The organism is Streptomyces sp. NPDC044063, assembly GCF_056434285.1.
Map to the genome: position 1 here is coordinate 25,162 of NZ_JBWKFM010000032.1, position 19,197 is coordinate 44,358.

Genomic DNA, 19,197 nt, shown 5'->3' on the forward strand with positions numbered 1-19,197 from the left:
CGTTCGTGTTGTGGGATTCCGCCTTCTCCCCCTCCTCCTTTCTCCCTCCCCTCCCCCCCCCCCCCCCCCCCCCCCCCCCCCCCCCCCCCCCCCCCCCCCCCCCCCCCCACCAATCAGCGGCCAATGAAGGCGTCGGTCAGGACAGGCTCGCCAGGGCCTGCTGGACGGCTTCGAGGTAGTAGCCGCGGGGCTGCCCGTCGAGCTCGGAGATGCGCTCGGAGGACAGCTCCACCTTCGCGTCGCGCAGCTCGCGGCTGAGCGTCTTGCCCAGTTCCCGGAGCCGGCCGCGGTCGTCGCGGTCGTCCCAGCGTCCCCACCGCGTCGGGTGGTCCTTGCGGAGGTGGGCGTGGATTTGGTCCATGGTCAGGTACGGCGGTTCGCTCTCCTGGAGGAACGCCTCCGCGATGGCGAGCAGGATGGCCGGGACATCGGCCCCTTCCACTCCTCCACCGCCTTCGGCGCCGGGAACGGTTCCGGTGGTGCAGGCGGTCTGGAGCTCCAGCCAGTCGTCGAGCAGGCCGGCTTCGGTGAGGGTGCGGGTCACGTCGGGCAGGCCGGCGGTGGCCCGTTCGGCGCCGATCGTGGCCGCGTAGTCGGGCTGGATTTCGCGGACCTGGTAGCGCACCGGGCGGTCGGGCATGCCGGGCAGGCCCTGGGCGTAGATCTGTCCGGCGTCGTTGCGTTCGGTGTGGGTGGCCGCGCGGATCAGGTCGGCGCGGTAGCCCTCGGCGAGCGCGCCGCCGCCGAGGAGTTCGGTGACGTCTACGCGGCGGCAGGCGCCGAGCATCTTCGCCGACAGCTTCGGGCCGATGGCCTCGCCGAGGTAGTCCTTCGTGCCGAACTGGGAGCCGCCGAAGACCCAGATCGCCTCCTTGCGGCCGAGGAGCAGCAGGCGGATCAGCAGGACTTTGGCCTTGGGGGACAGCTGGGGCCACTCGTCGACGAAGAGGCAGAAGGCCGGGTGTTCGGGGCTGACGCGCCATTTGTTGCCCCACCGGTTGGCGGCGCGTTGCCGGGCGCGGGCGGAGCACAGGGTGAGGAAGAACTGAAGGACGGCGCAGATGAGGTCGTCGTCCATGCAGGCGTCCAGGGTGATCGCGGGGCCCAGGTCGCCGACGCCGGTGCCGACGGGGTCGAGGTTGACCACGACGGCGTCGCGGGTGGAGGTGACGGCCTCGGCCATCGCGAGCATGATGCCGGACTTGCCGCCGCCGGAGTCTGCGACCATCAGCAGCATCAGCCCGGCGAGGGCGAAGACGAGGGGGGTGGCGTCCATGGCGACGCCGAAGTCGAAGGCGTCGGTGATCGAGCCGGACAGCGGGGCTCGGTAGGGGACGGTGGCCACCAGGTCCGGCGTGAACGGGTCGCGCATGATGATGCGCACGGTGCAGGAGTCGCCGAAGTCCGGATCGCCCTCGATGAGCAGACCGTTGCGGCGCACCTTCAGCAAGGTGATCAGGCCCTTGTAGGTCTCGTCCTTGTTGAGGTCGTCCGGGCTGCCGGTGGTGAACGACACCCGTACCGACCACCCCCACGGCTCCTTGACGGCGGTTTCGACGGCTTCGACGTCGCCGCCCTCGTGGATGATGGCGCGGCGCAGGGCCTCGGAGGCTTCTTCAGCAGTGGTGGCCTGGGCGATCGGGTACGGCTTGAGCTCGTCCTCGAGCGTGGGGTCCTCGCCGGTGACGGCGGCGGTGCCCGGGGGCGCGAGCAGGGGGTGCATCAGGTCCGCGGGCAGGGCGCGCTGGGTGAGTTCGACGGGGTGCCGGCCCAGCCACCAGGCGCCCGCCGCCACGAGCGGGAGAGCGAGGGGGAGGACGAGCGGAGCGGTGATGGCCAGAGCGCCGATGCCGAGGGCGGCGGGGAGCGCGCCGAGGCTCATCCGCTGGAGGGCCTTGACCGAACGGGCCCGGCGGATCTGCTCCGGGGTGGGCTGGACCTGCGCGGGATCGAAGGGAACCTTCTCCAGGGCGGTCAGGCCGGCGCGTCGGCGCAGGAGCTCGCTCATCAGGTCCCGCATCTGCTGCTTCTCGCCGCTGTCGAGGCCGAAGGCCGCGGCGTCCGCCGTGAGCTTCTTGAGCTTCTTGTTCACCTGCTGGACGCCGGCGCTGGCGTCGTCGCGCTGCTGGATGTACTCGTCCAGGTGGCGCTTGACCAGGCGGCGGCGCAGCTCCTCGTCCGACATGTAGGCGGCGCTCGTCCAGTGCAGGGACAGGGCCCAGGCGTGGCGGAGCCCGGGCCCGGTGTGTCCGGCGATGAAGCCGATCACGGTCCGGGCGCAGTGTGCCGCGCGCTGTGCGCCCTGGCGGGCGCGGGACGGGCCGTCGGGGGCGTCGTCGTTGTGGGGGCCGGGCTCGTCATCGTCGACCAGTTCGGCCCACACCCACTCGCCCTCGTACGGGGCGACCTCGCTTGGGGGGCGCCGGGTGGTGCGGTCTTCGGCGGTGCTCACGAGTTCCTCCGTTGCATGGGGCTGGTCCGGTCTGCGGCGGCCGCCCACAACCCGCCGGGCGTGGTTGTGAGCGACCGTCACGGGCCGGGGTGCTCAGCCGCCGAAGACGTAGAGGCCGACGTTGTTGCCGGTCAGGACGGTGGCGCCGACGATCCAGCCCATGAAGCCGAGGCTGGTGCCGTAGCAGATGGCGACTCCGGCACCCAGGCACATCTCCTTGAGGTCCCTGGCCCGGCCCTTGGCGGCGAAGAGCTTCACCGCGTACCAGGCGATCCCGCACAGGCCGATGCCGGCGCCGCCGGCGGAGACCTTGGTGACCTGGGTGTGGGGCGGGTTGGGGGTGGTGACCGCTCCGGCGACGCCCTGGACGGCCTTTTCGCCGCCGACGTTCATGGCGCCGCGCAGGGCCCCGGCGATCTCGCCGAGGATGCCGCCGCTGTTGACGGTGACGAGCAGGACGAAGAAGGCGACGAGGAAGAGCGTCTTCTTGTCCCGCAGCCATCGGTACTTGAACCCGGCGACGATCACGACGGTGCCGATCGCGCCGAAGATCAGGGCGCCGAAGCTCGCGTTGGCCGGGCTGTTGTGAAAGATGTCCATGCTCAGGCTCCCGTGAGGATACGGACGATGGGACGTCCGGTGACGATGAGCAGACCGCCGATGGCGGCCCAGATGGCGGGGCGGGTGACGATCCAGCCCAGGCGGGACCGCAGGAACTTGAGGGCCCCGGAGACGAGCGCGGAGCCGACCGACCACCCGAAGTGGCACACCCAGCCGAGGAGCCCAGGGGCGTACTGGCCCAGGAAGACCGCCCCGCCCACGCCCAGCGCCATGCCCGCGGGCACCAGGGGCGTGGTGAAGCCGTAGGTGGTGATGGTCCGGGCCACCCACACGGCGGCCGTGTGGTCGCCGACGGGCACCAGCGTGGCGACCGCGAGGCACAGGAAGTTCCGCTTGAGCTGCAGGCGGCCCCAGTCGACGGGGTTGCCGTCCGCGTCCCACTTGTTGCTGCGCTCGATGACCGTGGCGACCAGGTCGGTCCAGCCGAACCCGAACATGCCGCTGATCGCGGCCTCCGCGCTGCGGCTGGCGATCTCGGTGTAGTCCACGCGCTCGAGAAACCCAGCCGCTGGCGCCGCGTCGGGGAGGTGGCTGGGGGGCGGCGGGGGCGGAGTACTGCCGGTCACGGCGCATATCGGGCTGGTATCCGAGGCCACGGGGCAGGTGGGGAGCAGCGGGCAGGTGGTGCAGCAGCCGGGGCCACCGGTGCCGGCCGGGCCGGGCTTGGTGAAGTCGATGCCGGTCGTCATCAGCGGCTGCCCCCGTTCAGGAGCTGGCGGAGCAGGGCGCGGACGCGCAGCTCGTCACCGCCGAGCAGGACGACCGGGTACGTGGCGGCCGCCGGGGCGCCAGCAACGCAGGACGATGAGCGGCCGGGGAGAAGGGTGCGCGTCGCCGTGGCGGCGAAGGTGCTGCGCGAGGTGGTCAGGTACGGGGCGGTGCGGCGGCGGAGGGACGGGAGCCACAGCATGCTGAAGCGGCCTCTCAAATAGGGGAATACGGGCCCGAGCTGGAGGAAGCGGCGGGAGCCCGGGGCTGGACGGCCCCGGGCGGGCTGGGTCAGGAGAACCAGCCGCTGCGGCGCCGGCCGTGGTCCTGCCGGGCACGCTCGGCGTCCTCCCACGCCTGGCCCTGCCGGTCGACCGCCTGCACGCTGCGCTTGTGTCCCTCGCGGCGTTTGCGGGCCGCCTTCTCGCTGGCCGATTCGCGGTCCTTGTAGGCGGTGGCGGCCAGTTCCTTGTCGTTGCCGAACAGTCCGAAGAAGGCCATCAGCGTTCATCCCCGATCAGGGGACGGACGGCGGTGCCGTGGTGCGTCATGCTGCTCTCAGCTCCTTGCAGTTCGAGGAGTCAGGGAGGGGATCCCGGCCGGGCCCTGGAAAGCGGGCCGGGATCCCCGGGTCGGCCTGGCGGCCGTGGCCGTCCCCAGACCGGCGGGCTGGGGACGGCAGTGAGTGCCAGGACGGGGTGGTCTCGGTCTCAGCCGGTCTCGCGGAGGTAGAGGTCTCGCGCTGCGGCCAGGCGCTTGGCGGCGGTGGACTTCGGACGGCCGGTCCGGGCCATCGCGTCGTCCAGCGAGACCTTCAGTTCGCCGCCGCGAGACCGCATGAGGTCGAGCAGGAGCTTGGTCTCGGTCTTGGGATCCCGCAGCGTGGAGACCGGGACCTCCACGCTGGTCTCGCTCCCGGCCCCGGTCTCGGATTCGGCGGTCCCGGTCTTGCCCGGCGTGGTCCCGGTCCCGGTCTCGCCGTGCGTGCTGGTCTCACCCGGAGCGGTCTCCCTAGGCACCGGGCCGGTGGTCTCTGTGGTCTCGCCGGTCTCATCCGCCGGGATCCGGCACTGCGCGCCGGTCCCGCCCTGGCAGATACCGCTCGCGGCGGGAGGCGGCGTGGTCTCGCTGGTTTCCCCGGAGGGAAGAGCGAGACCACTGCTGCGAGGCCCAGCCGTGGTCCCGTTCCCGGCGCGGGTCTCCAGCCGTTCCAGGACCACGGTCTCGGTCTCGCCGGTCTCACGAGCCGCGAGACCGGGGAAACCGGCGGGAGTGAGACTGGCCGAGACCGGGACCACCCGGAACGTCGCCGGAAGCGGCGTTCCGTTCCGGGCGGCGCGCAGCGCGCGCTGCCGGGCGAGCTCGGTCTCGGCGGCGGTCCACGCCAGGTCCACGGTCGTCAACGAGGCGTCGTTGATCGTCAGGGACCATGCGGCGAACGAGCGCCTCGGGTAGCGGACCCAGCGGATGAAACCGATCCGCGGCCGCGCCTTGGCGACCATCTCGTTCTCCCGCAAATACTGCCGGTGGATCAGCGACGCGTACAGCTCCCACAGCAGCATGCCGACGATGCTCATCGCGGCGAACGCGATGGCCGCCTGGGTCGGCGCACCGCCGGGGCCGCAGTTGTGGGCGTAGTTCATCCCGGCCGCGCCGAGGGCGAAGATCCACGTCATGATCCGGTACTTGAGTCCGGCGTCTCCCTGGCTGCGGGCCTGGTGGTACATCCAGCCGGTGAAGGCGGTCGTGAGCTCCCACGCGGCCGCGAAGCCAAGCGCGAAGATCATCCACCAGCCGAAGGCGTCCATGGCGTAGCGGGTCTGGGAGTACCAGGCCACGGCCATCGGGGCGATGATCGGCCCGCCGACCAGCACCCGGCGCGCCTGGTTGCGCACCAGCGCCCGGGCCCGCTCGGTGAGCGTCGGGCGGCCGGCCCGCTCGGCCTTCCGCTTGGCGCGAGCCTCCTGCCGGCGCCGGTCCAGGGCCTCGCGGCGCTTGTCCCGGGCGTTCTGGCGGATCTTCTTGCGTTCCAGGCGTCGTTCGGTCCGGGAGGTGGCCCGGCGCATCAGCGTCTCGGCCTCGGCCAGCATCTGCTCCGCAGCCTCCTGCGCGCCGGCCGCTTCCGTCTGCTGCTCCTGGGCCTGGGCTAGGAGGGCCTCGGCGGTCTTGTGCTGCTCGGCCGCTGTCCGGCGGGCGTCGGCGAGGATGCGGTCGGCCTCGGTCTTCGCACCGCTGGTCATGCGGTTGGCGTCCTCGGACGCCGTCTGCCGCACCCGCTTCGCGTCGTCTTCGGCCAGCCGGCGCACCCGCGCTGCCGCCGCGGCGGCGGATGCGCGTTCCTGCTCGGCGTCCTCCCGCTCGAGCCGGGCCTGCTCTCGTACGCGCCCGGCATCGGCCTCCGCCGTCCGGCGGATGGAGGCGGCCTCGCTCTTCGCCGCCTCCCGCACCTGCACGGCCTCCTGCCCACTGGCCGCCAGCAGCCGCTGCGCACCCTCGGCGATCTCCTCGGCCCCGGCACGGGCCCGCTCCACCAGCGCGGCCGCCTCCGACGCCGCGCGCTGCTCGAGGCCGGCGGCCTGCCGCCGGGCCTCGCCGAGGAGCTGCTCGCCCTCGGACCGCGCGGTGGCCATTACCTCGGCGGCATGAGCCTCGGCCGCCTCGCGCTGCTCTCGGGCTTGGCGCTCGGCTTCACCCCGCAGGCGCCCGGCCTCCTCCTCGGCCTCCTGGCGCGCCCGGCCGCCAGCCGTCTCGGCTTCGGTGATGATCCGCTGCGCGGACACCTCGGCCTCCGCCACCAGGGCCGCGGCCTTCACGGTGCCCGACTCGCGGACCTCGCGCGCGGCGGCCTCGGCCTCTTTAACCAGACCCGCAGCGCGGGACTCCGCTTCCGCTAGCCGCTCCTCGGCCTGCTCGCCGGCCTGCGCACGCAGATCGTCGGCATCGCGCTGAGCGACGGCGAGAAGCTGTTCGCTCTCCTCGCGGGCCTGCCGGGCGGCCTCGTAGGCGGCATGCGAGCGCTGGTCAGCAGCGGCAATGAAGTCGCTGGCCTGCTGCGAGGCGTAGGCAACGGTCTTGCGAGCACGCGCGTCGGCGTCCTCCCGGACCCGCTGCGCCTGCCGCTTGGCCTGGACGACCACCTCCACCGCGCGCCGCCTCGCGACGCCGAGAAGGCGCACCGCCTTCGTACGGTCAGCGCTGGTGCTCGCCAGCAGGTCCCGGGCCTGCTCGGCGGCGACCGCGAGGATGTCGGCGGCGCGATCCTGCGCATCCGCCAGGTACTCGTCGGCCGCATCCCGTACGAGCACCGGCTGTTCCATAGATGCCGGTGCGGGGGCGGCCGGGGGCTGGGGCGCCTCCAACGAGGCGGGGGTGCGGCGCCGCCGCTGCGGCGACACCGGCTTCTTCTTCGCGCGACGTGCCACGCCGCGACTCCTTTCTCAAGCCGGCCCAGCGCCCCGAAGTCGGGGCGCTGGGCCGCGCCGACCGACCGCGTGCGGTCTGCCGGATGATTCGGGCGTGTTGCGGGCGGCGGCGCGCGGTGATCCCGGCCCCAGCAGGAGCTGACCTTCCGCACGCCGCGCCCCTAGCGCTGCTGTTCGCGCCTGTTGCCGACGGCCGACTCGATGCGCTGGCCGGCGATGGGGCTCACGACGAGCCGCGCGTCCGTTCCGCGAGGCGCGCCCGCATGTCCGCGGCGGTGCGCGGAACCCGCCGGTGGGCAGGCACCCGCGCGTCGGCCGCCCGCACCTGGGCCAGGAGGCAATCGCCCAGCAACTGCTCGGCGGGCGTACGGCCATCAGCGGCCTGGGGGTCCGGAGCGGTCACCCGGACCGAGACACGGTCGCCGACCATGTGGCCGACGGCCTCGCACTGGCCGGGCTGTCGCCTGACCGTCCCCGGAGCGTTGATCTTCTGGGCTAGCTCCGGCAGCAGTCCGGTGCTGGCAGGCGACAGGGAGATGTGGACGCCGATACCGGCCGGCTCGGCGTCGACGCGGACGTTCACGCCGCGCTGGGCGAGCGCCAGAACCTGGTCGGCGACGCCGAGCGCGCGGTCGATCAAGTCGAGGACGTCGTCAACGGCGCCCGCCACGGCGGGCTCCGGTGCTGCAATGATGGTCACGAGCGGACTCCTTGGGATTCGTCCGTATCACTGCGGGCCCAGGCGTCTGATCCACACCTGGGCCCGCGCCGTGCTCTGCCATCACCCACCCCAACAGGGGACGGGTGGTCGAACCGCCGGGCTGAAGCCCCTGGTCACAGCTTCTTGTTCTGCCCCCGGTACGTGGTGGGAGCGGCACCGCGGCGCTCGCCGCGCTGGACGCGGGCTTCGGCGGCGGTCTCCGGGGCGTGGTGGCGCTCGTAATCCCGGCGCGCTTCCTCATGGAGCCTCTCGACGTCCGCCGACGTCTGGTGTGCGATCCTCTTCGGCACGGGTCTGTTCCCTCTCAGTCGGGGTGACTCGTACGACGGCCCTGGGGCGCTATCCCGGGGCCGTCGCCTTGTTCGGCCTCTCGTCACGAGCGACCGCGGCCCCCGGCACCGGCCACCGCGAAGGGTGGAGGTGTCGGGGACGGTGGTCGCTGGTGATCAGGCGGTCGCGTTGCGAGCCCGGTTGCGGGCGGCGCGGCGCTTCATCGCGCGGCGCTCGTCCTCGCTCAGCCCGCCCCAGACGCCGTGGTCCTGGCCGGACTCGAGCGCCCACCGCAGGCACTGCTCCATGACGGGGCAGCGGCGGCAGACGGCCTTGGCTTCTTCGATCTGCAGCAGGGCCGGGCCGGTGTTGCCGATGGGGAAGAACAGCTCGGGGTCTTCCTCGCGGCAGACGGCGTTGTGACGCCAGTCCATGACGTGCTCCCTTCGTCGGGCTGGTTGGCCGGTCGGGCCAAAAGCGGGGAGTGTCCCGCTGCTCTCCCGCCGCCACCGGGCTGGAAGGCCGGTGGAACCTGGGGGCGTTGGGTTGTGAAGTACATGGGTGGACCGCAGGTTTGGTGATCCGGTAGCTCGCCCTGACCGACAGGGCCAGGGGGTGGGCGTCCCGGTGCCCGCACGCTTCCTGCGCCGTACGGGCCGCCTTTTCTCGGAGGCGGGGCCTGTATGAAGCCGAGCGGCTGGCGGTCGCTCGCACTTGCTGGCGGCAGCCCCCTGTGGTGGAGGAGCTGGCCGGCAGCGTTGAGAAGGGAACGGTCGCTTCCTTGGAGCCTTTTCAGGGGCTCTTCCGGGCGATTGGAGGAGAGAGGTCCGGTCCTGGCCGGTCCCTGACCGCCACGTCCCGCCGCTTCGGGCAGTACGTGAGGGCCAGGCAGAGCCAGCGCCGCGGGGAGGGCTAGCGGTCGAGCTGCTCGACGGGCTCGGCGGGGAAGCGTCGGCGGACCGCCAGGCCCACGACGACCCGGTCTCCGCTGGCGTGGCGGCCGAGGATGCACATGCCGTTCCCGGCGGCCTCGCTGAAGGAGTCGTCCTCGCTCTCCACCAGGTGCTCGAGGGTCTCGAAGTCCGCGGTGGACCAGCTGTCCGTGTCGGTCATGTCGCCGTGCTCGGCCAGGAAGTGAGAAGCGGTCTGCATGGTCGTTCCCTTCTCGTTGAGCTGCGGGCATCGCTCGGACTCAAGTCGCGAGCGTGTTACGGGATTTAAGGCGGTATGCGGGCCTTTGCTGACGAGCGGTTCCCGGCATCCGCTTATGTAGGTACTGTAGGTACATAACTTGGGTTGCGCAAGGTTCTGTACCTACAGAAGAGTCATAGGCGAAGATGGATCAATGAGCAGCCGCAGCAGCGCACGCTGGGAGAAGGTCTACGCCGACATCCGGCGCCGCATCACCCACGGCATCCTCAGGCCCGGTGACCAGGTACCCGGCGAGTTCGCCCTGGCCGAAGAGCACGGGGTGAGCCGCAATACGGTGCGCACTGCGCTGACGCGGCTCACGCAGGAAGGGCTCATCACCGAAGGCCGGGGCCGGCTGGGCCGGACCGTACGAGCGTCCGAGACGGTCGAGTGGCACCTCCACGTGCCGAGCCGGGCTACTTCGGTCATGGGCAGCACGGCCGAAGGCTCGCAGCCCGACGTGACGGTCAAGGTCAGCGTCGAACCCGCTCCCCCGCCCATCGCCGCGTTGCTCGACATTCCTGAAGGGGTGATGGCCGCATGCCGCGTCCACACCACATCCCTGGAAGGCGTGCCGTACCAGATCAGCGCCACGTGGTTCCCCGAAGACCTGGCCCGCGACACCCCGCTGCTCGACGAGACGGACACCAGAGACCCCGGCGACATCCTCACCGCCATCGGCCACCGGCAGGAAACGGTCCGAGACCAGATCGCCATCCGGATGCCCTCCCCCGAGGACTCCCGCCACCTGGACCTTCCGGCCGGCACCCCCGTCGCCGAGCACACCCGCACCGGACACGGCCGGGACCGCCCGCTGCGCGTCACGGTCACCATCGCGCCCGGCGACCGCAACCTCCTGGTGTACGAGATGAACGGGTAAGGACGGTCTCGGACCCCTGCCGATCATGCTGGTGACCTCTTTCTCCGCCTGCCGAGTTGAGAGGCCCCATCTCACCGGCTGAAGCGACCTGACAGAATCACAGAGCGTTGTCGAAGTACGTGCACATGCAGCCCTACGCTTTTTCGCATCCCCGTTCACATCCCGATCGGCTCCTCCGCGGCTGCTGCGATGACGAAGGCCGTGGTCGGCGCGCAAGACGATCTCTCGGCGCTGCCGGCGTCATTCCAGTCGCTCCTCGTGCGCCAAGTCGTCGATCAGGGGGTTCCACTCGCGCCCGCCCTTCGGCGGGCGCAGCCATGCCCTCCGTCTCTGGCGCACCTCCCATCCGGGCCACGCGACTGCCATGACCTCGCCAAGGAGGTGGAGGCGGATGTCGCGCACCACGGCCCCGCGGCGGAGCCATGCCGGGACCGTCGGTTGCAACTGCCGCTCACCGGCGGATTGGGAGGGGTCGATTGAATCTTGTTGGGCCATGACAGCAATCTGTCGTCAGCGGCGCACTCCAGGAATGTCCTCTCGCCGCCCTGGCACCGAACTTTTCCGAACTTTCGTTCGTGACTAGGGCTTTCGTGCCCCGAGTCGCTGCCAGACTGGCCGCATGGCCGAACTCAACGGAACCCCGGTGTCCCCCGCCGACCTCCAGACCCTTGCCCTGACGAACTACGGACACTTCACCTCGATGCGCGTCGACGACGGCGCCATCCGCGGTCTGACCCTGCACATGGAGCGTCTCGTCCGGGACTGCCGGATCGTCTTCGACACAGACCTCGATCCCACCCGGGTGCTCGCGTACGTACGGCAGGCCGTTGGCCAGCGCACAGGCTCCTTCACCGTCAGGGTCACGCTCTTCGACCCGGCGCTGGAGATGGGGCATCCCGGGGCCGACGCCGATCCCCAGGTCCTGGTGACCACCCGACCGGCGGGCGCTATGCCTCCGCCTCCGCTCAAGGCAAAGACGTTCACCTTCAGCCGGGACACCGCTGCGGTCAAGCACATCGGCCTCTTCAGCCAGCTCAGGCTGCGGCGCGAAGCCCAGCGCGCGGGCTTCGACGACGCGGTGTTCGTCGAAGCCGACGGCCATGTTTCCGAAGGCGGCACCTGGAACCTCGGCTTCGTCGACGCCACAGGCACCGTGGTATGGCCCGAGGCACCTGTGCTGCCGGGCGTCACCATGCAACTGCTGCAAGAAGCCCACGACACGTCGATCACCGCCCCCGTCGCGCTCGCTGACCTGCCACGCATGCGAGCGGCCTTCGCGACCAACACGTCCATCGGCGTGCGCACGATCAGCGCCATCGACGACACGGAATTCAGCACGGACGATCCCGCCCTGGACACGCTGCGCAAGCTCTACGCGGAGATCCCCGGCGAACGCCTGTAGCAGGCGGAGAAGGCAGCTGTCGGCATCCACTCAGAGGGAGGGGAATCCGTGCCACTCGTTACCCAGTGGACGGGCAGAGAGGTCAAGGCACTGCGCGAGGCGGCCCGGATGAGCCTCATGGAGTTCGCCGACAAGCTGGGCGTCTCCGACCGCATCGTCTCCAAGTGGGAGAAGGGCGGAGCCGACAGCATCCCCCGCATGGTCAACCAGGCCGCGCTCGACACCCTGCTGGCCAACGCCGGCCCCGACGTGCACGGCCGATTCGTCGGCATCCTGTCCGCAGGCGATACCGTTCCCCACCAGCTCATCGAGCCGGACTCCGCCCCGATCACAGCCGGGCAGTACGCGAAGCACCCGCGCGACGGAAAGCTGATGGCCCACGTGGGCGAAGGAATCTTCCTCTCCGGACAGGAGAACGAACCGGTATGGGTCGACGCCTTCTCCATCGACGTCTTCCCAACGACCAACGCCGACTACGCGCGGTTCTGCGCCGCGACCGGACACCCGGCCCCACGCCACTGGGAAAACGGGCGATGCCCGCGCCCCCTCTACGACCACCCCGCGGTCTGGGTCTCCTGGAAGGACGCCGCCGCGTACGCCGCCTGGGCCGGTAAGGCCCTTCCCACCGCCCACCAGTGGGAGAAAGCAGCACGCGGAACCACCGGCGCCATCTACCCATGGGGCGACCAGAAGACCGCAGCCAAGTGCAACGTGCGCGAGACCGGCATCGCAGGCACCACCTCGGTCTCCCGCTACCACAGCGGCGTGTCCCCCTACGGCGTCTACGACATGGTCGGCAACGTCTGGGAATGGTGCTCGACGCCCACCACACCCGGACGATACGAGCTGAAGGGAAGCGCCTTCACCAGCCCCCTCTTTCGAGGCGAGCCCTCGCACTACAACGACGCCGACGACTTCATGCAGGACGACGACACCGGCTTCCGGTGCGTAACCCCGGCGGACCAGACGCCATCAGAGGGCTGAGCAGGACAGACGACGTAAGCCTCCGCCAGTCCCCGATGGGCCCCGCCCGGCAGGCCGCCGTGAACCCACAGACCTCACCGTACGGGCAGGCACCCCCTGGCCCGTACGGTCCTGGCGCTACCGGTGCTGTCGCCTCCCCCTACTTGGCAAGATGCTCTCCCAGATGATCACGCTGAACGCCACTGCATTCGCGTTCACATTTTCGTCTGCGTCATTTTCGACGACCCGGACCTAATGTCCGGACTCATGAGAGCAGAGGTCGTGGCAATGGCCAAGCACCGCCCGGGCTGGCGACCGGACAAGCTACGCGATCAGCGCGAGCTGCACGGGCTCACGCTGGAACAGGCCGGCGAGCAACTGCGCCTGGTCGCCCGGCAGGCCAAGATCACCGAGCCAGCCGGGAACCCTTCGACGCTGTGGCAGCACGAGAACGGCGAGGTGTACCCGGGACCGCCGTACCGGCGCGCGTACTGCCTGCTCTACGGAGCGACGGAGGTCCAGCTCGGATTCCGCAACGCCCTGCCCGGCGAGGAACAGCCCAAGCTGGAGCTCACGCCGCTACCAGAGCAGCGCTCCGGCGAGCACGTCCTCGCGGTCGAGCGGGCGTTGCAGCGGCTCGCCCCCGGCATGGAAGGTCTTGACCATTTGGACTGGCAGCAGCGGGTGATGGACGCCTGGAAACGCCGCCACACCGGGGGTGACCCGCATCGCCCGTGTCTGGTGATGGTGGGCGGGTTCGCCGGCTCCGGCAAGACCGAGCTCGCGAAGTTCCTGACGACGCTGACCGGGTGGCCGCTCCTGGACAAGGACCCGCTGACCAGGCCGCTGGTCGAGCGCCTGCTCGTCGCGCTCGGATCCGTCGCTCACGACCGGCACACCGAGACCTACCGCACCGAGGTCCGGCCGGTGGAGTACGCGAGCTTGATGCAGGCGGTCTACGCCACGGTGCAGTGCCGGATCAGCGCAGTGGTCACGGCCCCCTTCATCGCCGAGATGACGGATCACGCGTGGATGCTCCGCTTGATCAACAAGTGCGGCGCGTACGGCGTCGATGTCGCACCGGTCTGGGTGCAGTGCGACCCAGAGTCGATGCACGAGTACATCACCCACCGCGGCGCGGCGCGTGACACGTGGAAGCTGGAGCGGTGGGAGGAGTACCTGCAGACGATCGACGTGGACCTGCGGCCAGCGGTGCCGCATCTGCTCGTAGACAACCGGATGGGGGCGGCCATCTCCCTCACCGACCAGGTCAGGCACGCATTGGGGGCAATGGCATGAGAGGCAGTCAGGGAATCGTCCTGTACGGGCCGCCGGCGGCGGGGAAGGACACCGTCACCGCAGCGATGGCGAACGCCGACCGCAAGTACACGCAGTTCACGCGGCTGAAGATCGGCAGCGGAAAGACCAACGGCTACCGCATGGGCACCGCAGACGACCTCGCGCGGCTGGAAGCGGCCGGGGACGTGATCTACCGCAACCAGCGATACGGGAACGTGTACGTGATCGACCGGCCCGGCCTCACCGACGCCTTCTCCTCCGGCGTGCCTGTCGTCCACCTCGGACAGGTCGCCGGCGTCCGGGACCTGCTCGCCGGATACCCGGCCCAGTGGCTCACCGTGCTGCTGTGGTGCCCTCGCGCCGTCACCGAGGAGCGCTCGCGTGGCCGTGGGGACGCGGACACGGCGACGCGGATCTCGGTGTGGGAAGAGACCGAGAAGGATCTCAAGCGGCACGCCGATTTCCGGTTCGACCTGGTGCTGCGCACGGATCTGACGCAGCCGCCGCAGGCCGCCCGGCTCATTCGCCAGGCTCGGGCCCGTCATTCGTCGGTGTGAGGGGGGCGGCGAGCTTGTCGAGCGCGGTGTCCAGCGTGAGCTCGCCGTCGTCCTTACATTCTTCCCACCGGGCCAGCACGGCGGCGGTGGCACGCATCATGTCCGCGGGCAATCCGGCGGCCTCGAGGACATCGGCGGCCTCCAGCATCTCCGGCCCCCACCTCCAAGACCGGGCAGCAGTCTTCGCGACGTACTCGGTTTCCAGAAGGTACGAGCCCGCCCGCTTCCCGGCGACGTCGAGGAGCGCCTGGTCGACGCCGTGGTGGCGGGCGAGGCCGAACGAGACGGCGGCCAGGGCACGGGATGCCTTCTGGAACGCGGTGTACGACAGCTTCAGCGCGCTGGCCTGCCCGATGTCCTCGCCGAGGACCCGGGTGGAGACGGCGGTGCCAGCGAAAAGGTCCTCGACATCTTCCACGGCGGCGCTGGGTCCGGACAGGTACATGCGGGGCTTGCGACCCTGAGTGGGCGGAGAGCCGATCACCGAGGCGTCGACCACCGCCCACGCCTTGGGAAGCAGCCCGGCGATGCGCTTCACCCGTTCGGGGCTGATCGCGTTGGCCTCGACGTACACCCCACCAGCGAATCCGTGCTCCGCGACCTGCCCGGCGACGTCCTCAGCGGCCGCTGGCGGACACAGGCTGATCACCATGTCGGAGCGGTCCAGGAGCTCGTCCAAGATGTAGACCGCCTCGAGTCCATACTGCTCGGCCCGGGCGACCGTGCGCTCGCTGCGTCCGGCCGGGCACCACAGCACCGCCGTGGCATTCATCTTGGCGCGCGCTGCGACGGCTGCGCCCATGGCGCCGGGGTGGAGGATTCCCACGGTCTGCTCGAACTGGGGCATGCGCCTACCTCGGGATCTCGTGGAGCAGGATGCCGATCGCATCGAGGACGTCATCGACCGTGTGGTCCGGATCGGGGAGTTCGGCGGGCCAGGGACGGCCGCGCAGCCAGATGCTGCGAAGACCGGCCTGCCGGGCTCCCGTCATGTCTGTGACCGGGCCGTCTCCGCAGGCCCAGCCGCCCTCGGCAAGGTCGCTGCCACAGCGCGCGGCCGCGAGGGCGAAGAGCTTCGGGTCGGGCTTGCGCGTATCGATGTCACCGCTCACCGCCACGCCGTCGAGCAGGCCGGCGATGCCCGTCGCTGTGAGTTTCGCCCGCTGGATGTCCGAGCCGCCGTTCGTCACCACGCCGATGCGCCATCCCGCGGCCCGGAGTCCGGCGAGCGCTTCAAGGACGCCTGGCTGGCATGAGACGGAGGCCGCCATGCGATCGACGTACGCCTGCCACAGCTGCGCATCGGACTGTGGGAGCGCGAACGCTTCACACAGCCGTGCGAAGTCCTCGGGGCCAGCGCGATCAGCCAGCTCCACCCGCAGCCATGCCTCGATTTCCGCGGTGTAGTTGAGGTCGGCGCACAGCGCACGTACGGAGGCGGTGAGGGCGGAGCGGCGGTCCAGAAGGGTGCCGTCCAGGTCGAAGAGCGCGAGGCGGGACACGGACACGGACCCTACCGGGCCGAGCACCGCGGCGGCCGTGCGGCTTCCTATTCAGTCAACTCGGAGGGCAGGCAAGCGTTCGCTGGCCCCGGGTGGTGGGACGTACTTAGTCCGGAAGCTCAATCTCCAGCTCTTTGATCTTCCCGCTACTGCTCACCTCAGCGGTGATCTCCTCGTCGTGACGGGCACCCGCGTCGCGCGCTGCACGGACGAAGTCCTCCAGCTCCTCAAGCGTCATGTTTTTCCATCTCCCCGTGGCTTTCAGCATGCGCGGCATGAGCACCATCCTGGCCCACGGGACGGCACGAACGGCAGCCCGTCACTGATCAGGAAGGACCTAACGAGGTAAACAAAGGCCCTGTTCCTGGAGCCTTCCAGGAACAGGGCCTTTGCCGATTCAGGGGGTTCTGCCCCCGGTCAGGCTGGCACTGTGGAAGCGGCCGAGGCGACACGGTCCAGCAGTATCTCCGCGACTGCAGTGAGCTGCTCGGCCGATAGCCTCTCGGCCAGCGCGTCGACGATCTCTGTCGGAGAGCAGGAAGGGATCAGGATGGGGTCCTGCAGGGAGGAGGCTTCTGAGCTCTCCGGGGCCCCGTTACCTTCCCCGTCATTGCTGCCCTTGGAGACCGGTTGCTGGGCAGGACTGGTTTCTGATGATCCTGCCGTCTGCGCCGGTACCCCGGACGGCAGGGTACCCTCCGGCCCCTGCCCTGCAGTCTGCTGGGGCCCTGACAGCTGTTCCGGCTTCTTTACCGCGGTAAAGCTGCCTGCGCCGTTGGACTTACCGGAGTCCGCGCCGTCCGGGCTCGGCTGCGGCTGCGTCCTCTTTCTTTGTCTCGATGGCCGCGGCTGAGTTTTCTCCTGCTCTCGTTCGACGCACCGAGCCTTCCATGCTGCTACCTGCTCGTCGAGCGGCAGCTTGACCAGGGCTCGCGTTTCGCGAACAGGGAGCTGGCCGGCGCTTACCAAGTCCTGGAGATCCGGGGCCAGATCCAGCAAGTACATCTGCTGTGTGACCCAGCCGCCCGACTTCCCGTAGTACTCAGCGACCTTCGCCTTGCCGTCCAGCTCTTCGACCATCGTCTGGATACCGAGGGCGCGTTCGATGGGGTCGAGGTCTTCTCGGTCGTTGTTCTCCGAGAGCACCGCATCCAGGAAGTCGGCACGTGACTTCGCGACCTCGTCGTCGACGACCACATCGAGCGTCAAGAGGCTGGCCGCATGAGACGCCCGCCAGCGCCGTTCCCCATTGGCGATGACGTAGGGCACGGTGCCGAGGGCCTCCGCCTCCTCTGGCCACAGCTTGAGGTACGCCTCGCGAGTGACTGCGACAGCTGGCTGCAGCTGCTTCTTCTTCAGCTTCAGCCCGAAGTCCCGCAGCTCTTCTTCGGTGCCGAACTTGCGGCGTGGGTTGAAGCGGGTCGGTACGAGCTGCGTGAGCGGCAGGGTCCGCAAGCGGCTGTCTGGAGCCCCGGTCGTAGGGGCTCCAGTGGTGCTGGCCACTGCCTGACGGCGTGCACTGACGCCACCGCGTGCTCGTGCGAAGGAAGCGCCGGTTCCCAGCTGGTCAGCTACTCGGCTCATGAAAGCTCCCGGGCCAGTGCGCGCATGGTCGCGGCCTGCTCTCCGCGAGGGGCGAAGGACAGCAACGGCTGCTTGACGCGGACGGCCTTCCTCTGGTCGGTGAGGTCGCCAATAACGGCGACGACCTTTGGGTCCTTGATGTCGAACCATGCTTCGAGAGATGAGGTGGCGATGAAGCCGCGGCGCGGATCGTACAGATTGACCACGATGCCCAGGTAGTCGATCTCCACACCCATGTCGTCTCGGAGGTCCTCGATCTGGGCGACGAGAAGGTCATAGGCGTCCGCGCTGCTGTCTTCGGCCTGCACCACGATCAACGGGCCGGACCTTCCGGGTGTCTCGTCCTCCCGCCGCCGCCCGTAGTAGATGCCTGCGTCCATGCTCAGTCCGAGGCTGGGCGGGCAGTCGATGATGATGGCGTCGTAGTGCGGCTCGAGCGGGGCCAGAGCGCGTTCGAGAGCGGCCTCCCGGAACCGTACCTTCGACAGGGCCACATCCAGCAGGAAGCCATCCTGGCAGCCTGGCAGCAGGTCGAGGCGACCGCCGTACCGCGGATCTTCGATAGGCACGATCAGGTCGCGGATGTCGCTTCTCGCCTCACCCGTCATGTGCTTGGAGAGGCTGTCGACGTCCGGGGACATGGGGATTTCGTCCTGTCCCAGCTGCCTGGTGAGGTGCCGCTGGGGGTCGAAGTCGACCAGCAGAATCCGGAGGCCAAGCCCGGGCAGTTCTTCTATGTCCAACGGATCTTGGAACGGGTCTTGGAAACCTTCCGCCTGGTCCTGTTTCAGGAGAGAGGCAAGGTGCTTGGAGATCCGTACCGGAAGCAGGGCTTCGGTGTCTTCGGCCAGCGCCGCACCGACCCCAGCGGTGACCGCGGTCTTGCCGACGCCGCCCTTCTGGTTGCAGATAACGAGCCGACGCGGGTGCTTGGCGCGCGCAACCGTGGGCGCAGGGTTGGTCTCCAGCCACAGCTGCACGGACTGGGCCAGCCCCTGGGTCAGTGAGACGCCTCTGTCCGAAGCCGTCTGCCGGAAGGCCTCCCACTGTCCGTTCGGGAGGAAGGTGGAGAACGTCTCCGCACCAGAGGTGTCGACAGTCTTAGGGGTGGAGGCTAGGCCCATCCAGGCGGCGATGCCGTTCTCCACGGCGGTCTGGATCTCAACGCTGTGCTGTGCGGTTCGGACCTTCATCTGCTGCCAGAGCTGTCCCGGCAGTTTAGATACGACCTTTTCGCGGTCGTTTGGGGTGGCTGGAGAACTCATGGAGGGCAGCTTACTAACGTTCAGATCGACTCAAGGTCATGACGCGTTAGGAAAGTACCCTTTACCGCGGTAAAGGCTTCAGGCGCCCGAACGGCCTCACGCCGACCTGCCCGAGACCTCCTCCAACTCAAGCCACACGGGCAGCGCAGCTGCGCCAGTGACATGCGGCCGAGGGGCGGTCGCGTATGCGACACGCGAGCAGGTGCAGAACCGGCGCAGTTTCGCGCCCGGTCGTATGGGAGGTGGCCAGGTCGGGGGCGGGGGAGCCGCGTACCTTCCAGACGGATGTGGTCAGCGCCGCGCCGGTGCTCGCGGCGAAGACGTGCCGTCCGATGACACCCGCATCACGTTCGGTCGTCC

Annotated in this window: 20 protein-coding genes; 5 read left to right on the top strand and 15 right to left on the bottom strand. The window is 69.8% G+C overall.

Features of this window, described 5'->3' with window-relative positions; all coding sequences use genetic code 11:
- Window positions 1–136: 136 nt before the first annotated feature.
- The 10 genes from AC07BS_RS29400 to AC07BS_RS29445 form a co-directional block, all read right to left on the bottom strand.
- Window positions 137–2,452 carry a hypothetical protein gene (locus AC07BS_RS29400; protein WP_478935012.1) on the bottom strand — a complete coding sequence of 772 codons (2,316 nt, stop codon included), beginning with the start codon at window positions 2,450–2,452 and terminating at the stop codon, window positions 137–139.
- Between the two features lie 93 nt (window positions 2,453–2,545).
- Window positions 2,546–3,052, bottom strand: coding sequence for a hypothetical protein (locus tag AC07BS_RS29405; protein ID WP_478935013.1), 507 nt, complete (start codon window positions 3,050–3,052; stop codon window positions 2,546–2,548).
- A gap of 2 nt (window positions 3,053–3,054) precedes the next feature.
- Window positions 3,055–3,762, bottom strand: a complete 708-nt coding sequence (locus AC07BS_RS29410; protein WP_478935014.1) for a hypothetical protein — start codon at window positions 3,760–3,762, stop codon at window positions 3,055–3,057.
- Window positions 3,762–3,983: a hypothetical protein gene (locus AC07BS_RS29415; protein WP_478935015.1), complete on the bottom strand. Its 222-nt coding sequence runs from the start codon at window positions 3,981–3,983 to the stop codon at window positions 3,762–3,764. The genes AC07BS_RS29410 and AC07BS_RS29415 overlap by 1 nt, the downstream gene beginning before the upstream one ends.
- Window positions 3,984–4,072: 89 nt before the next feature.
- On the bottom strand, window positions 4,073–4,282 hold the full coding sequence (locus AC07BS_RS29420; protein ID WP_478935016.1) for a hypothetical protein: 210 nt from the start codon (window positions 4,280–4,282) through the stop codon (window positions 4,073–4,075).
- A gap of 209 nt (window positions 4,283–4,491) precedes the next feature.
- A complete protein-coding gene (locus AC07BS_RS29425) occupies window positions 4,492–7,203 on the bottom strand; it encodes a DUF2637 domain-containing protein (RefSeq protein WP_478935017.1) in 2,712 nt (903 codons plus the stop codon).
- A gap of 223 nt (window positions 7,204–7,426) precedes the next feature.
- Window positions 7,427–7,903: a hypothetical protein gene (locus AC07BS_RS29430; protein WP_478935018.1), complete on the bottom strand. Its 477-nt coding sequence runs from the start codon at window positions 7,901–7,903 to the stop codon at window positions 7,427–7,429.
- 134 nt (window positions 7,904–8,037) lie between these two features.
- Window positions 8,038–8,214, bottom strand: a complete 177-nt coding sequence (locus tag AC07BS_RS29435) for a hypothetical protein (protein ID WP_478935019.1) — start codon at window positions 8,212–8,214, stop codon at window positions 8,038–8,040.
- 156 nt (window positions 8,215–8,370) lie between these two features.
- On the bottom strand, window positions 8,371–8,628 hold the full coding sequence (locus AC07BS_RS29440) for a WhiB family transcriptional regulator (protein ID WP_478935020.1): 258 nt from the start codon (window positions 8,626–8,628) through the stop codon (window positions 8,371–8,373).
- A 478-nt stretch (window positions 8,629–9,106) separates the two neighbouring features.
- The gene (locus tag AC07BS_RS29445; RefSeq protein WP_478935021.1) at window positions 9,107–9,346 is read right to left on the bottom strand and encodes a hypothetical protein; all 240 of its coding nucleotides are present in this window, start codon (window positions 9,344–9,346) and stop codon (window positions 9,107–9,109) included.
- Between the two features lie 193 nt (window positions 9,347–9,539).
- Between AC07BS_RS29445 and AC07BS_RS29450 the strand changes: the two genes are divergently transcribed.
- The 5 genes from AC07BS_RS29450 to AC07BS_RS29470 all read left to right on the top strand — a co-directional run bounded on the left by AC07BS_RS29450 (window position 9,540) and on the right by AC07BS_RS29470 (window position 14,486).
- Entirely contained in the window at window positions 9,540–10,265 is a 726-nt protein-coding gene (locus tag AC07BS_RS29450) for a GntR family transcriptional regulator (RefSeq protein ID WP_478935022.1), read from the top strand.
- Window positions 10,266–10,884: 619 nt separating this feature from the next.
- Window positions 10,885–11,667: an aminotransferase class IV family protein gene (locus tag AC07BS_RS29455; protein WP_478935023.1), complete on the top strand. Its 783-nt coding sequence runs from the start codon at window positions 10,885–10,887 to the stop codon at window positions 11,665–11,667.
- Window positions 11,668–11,715: 48 nt separating this feature from the next.
- Window positions 11,716–12,651, top strand: coding sequence for an SUMF1/EgtB/PvdO family nonheme iron enzyme (locus AC07BS_RS29460; protein ID WP_478935024.1), 936 nt, complete (start codon window positions 11,716–11,718; stop codon window positions 12,649–12,651).
- Window positions 12,652–12,918: 267 nt separating this feature from the next.
- Window positions 12,919–13,929: an AAA family ATPase gene (locus tag AC07BS_RS29465; RefSeq protein ID WP_478935025.1), complete on the top strand. Its 1,011-nt coding sequence runs from the start codon at window positions 12,919–12,921 to the stop codon at window positions 13,927–13,929.
- Window positions 13,926–14,486 carry a P-loop NTPase family protein gene (locus tag AC07BS_RS29470; RefSeq protein WP_478935026.1) on the top strand — a complete coding sequence of 187 codons (561 nt, stop codon included), beginning with the start codon at window positions 13,926–13,928 and terminating at the stop codon, window positions 14,484–14,486. Before AC07BS_RS29465 ends, AC07BS_RS29470 begins: the two co-directional genes overlap by 4 nt.
- Here the strand turns inward: AC07BS_RS29470 and AC07BS_RS29475 are convergent.
- The 5 genes from AC07BS_RS29475 to AC07BS_RS29495 form a co-directional block, all read right to left on the bottom strand.
- Window positions 14,449–15,387 (bottom strand): DUF1932 domain-containing protein, encoded by a 939-nt coding sequence (locus AC07BS_RS29475; RefSeq protein ID WP_478935027.1) that lies wholly within the window; start codon window positions 15,385–15,387, stop codon window positions 14,449–14,451. The genes AC07BS_RS29470 and AC07BS_RS29475 overlap by 38 nt on opposite strands.
- On the bottom strand, window positions 15,338–15,988 hold the full coding sequence (locus AC07BS_RS29480; protein WP_478935028.1) for an HAD family hydrolase: 651 nt from the start codon (window positions 15,986–15,988) through the stop codon (window positions 15,338–15,340). The genes AC07BS_RS29475 and AC07BS_RS29480 overlap by 50 nt, the downstream gene beginning before the upstream one ends.
- A gap of 106 nt (window positions 15,989–16,094) precedes the next feature.
- Window positions 16,095–16,265 carry a hypothetical protein gene (locus tag AC07BS_RS29485; protein ID WP_478935029.1) on the bottom strand — a complete coding sequence of 57 codons (171 nt, stop codon included), beginning with the start codon at window positions 16,263–16,265 and terminating at the stop codon, window positions 16,095–16,097.
- Window positions 16,266–16,405: 140 nt separating this feature from the next.
- Window positions 16,406–17,443 carry a ParB/RepB/Spo0J family partition protein gene (locus AC07BS_RS29490; RefSeq protein ID WP_478935030.1) on the bottom strand — a complete coding sequence of 346 codons (1,038 nt, stop codon included), beginning with the start codon at window positions 17,441–17,443 and terminating at the stop codon, window positions 16,406–16,408.
- A 125-nt stretch (window positions 17,444–17,568) separates the two neighbouring features.
- Window positions 17,569–18,837, bottom strand: a complete 1,269-nt coding sequence (locus tag AC07BS_RS29495; protein WP_478935031.1) for a ParA family protein — start codon at window positions 18,835–18,837, stop codon at window positions 17,569–17,571.
- Window positions 18,838–19,197 lie beyond the last annotated feature (360 nt).

Coding starts and splice junctions, on each gene's coding strand:
- AC07BS_RS29405 (WP_478935013.1), bottom strand. CDS start 3,052: ATGGACATCTTTCACAACAGCCCGGCCAACGCGAGCTTCGGCGCCCTG.
- AC07BS_RS29410 (WP_478935014.1), bottom strand. CDS start 3,762: ATGACGACCGGCATCGACTTCACCAAGCCCGGCCCGGCCGGCACCGGT.
- AC07BS_RS29415 (WP_478935015.1), bottom strand. CDS start 3,983: ATGCTGTGGCTCCCGTCCCTCCGCCGCCGCACCGCCCCGTACCTGACC.
- AC07BS_RS29420 (WP_478935016.1), bottom strand. CDS start 4,282: ATGGCCTTCTTCGGACTGTTCGGCAACGACAAGGAACTGGCCGCCACC.
- AC07BS_RS29440 (WP_478935020.1), bottom strand. CDS start 8,628: ATGGACTGGCGTCACAACGCCGTCTGCCGCGAGGAAGACCCCGAGCTG.
- AC07BS_RS29445 (WP_478935021.1), bottom strand. CDS start 9,346: ATGCAGACCGCTTCTCACTTCCTGGCCGAGCACGGCGACATGACCGAC.
- AC07BS_RS29450 (WP_478935022.1), top strand. CDS start 9,540: ATGAGCAGCCGCAGCAGCGCACGCTGGGAGAAGGTCTACGCCGACATC.
- AC07BS_RS29455 (WP_478935023.1), top strand. CDS start 10,885: ATGGCCGAACTCAACGGAACCCCGGTGTCCCCCGCCGACCTCCAGACC.
- AC07BS_RS29465 (WP_478935025.1), top strand. CDS start 12,919: ATGGCCAAGCACCGCCCGGGCTGGCGACCGGACAAGCTACGCGATCAG.
- AC07BS_RS29470 (WP_478935026.1), top strand. CDS start 13,926: ATGAGAGGCAGTCAGGGAATCGTCCTGTACGGGCCGCCGGCGGCGGGG.
- AC07BS_RS29475 (WP_478935027.1), bottom strand. CDS start 15,387: ATGACGTCCTCGATGCGATCGGCATCCTGCTCCACGAGATCCCGAGGT.
- AC07BS_RS29485 (WP_478935029.1), bottom strand. CDS start 16,265: ATGCCGCGCATGCTGAAAGCCACGGGGAGATGGAAAAACATGACGCTT.
- AC07BS_RS29495 (WP_478935031.1), bottom strand. CDS start 18,837: ATGAGTTCTCCAGCCACCCCAAACGACCGCGAAAAGGTCGTATCTAAA.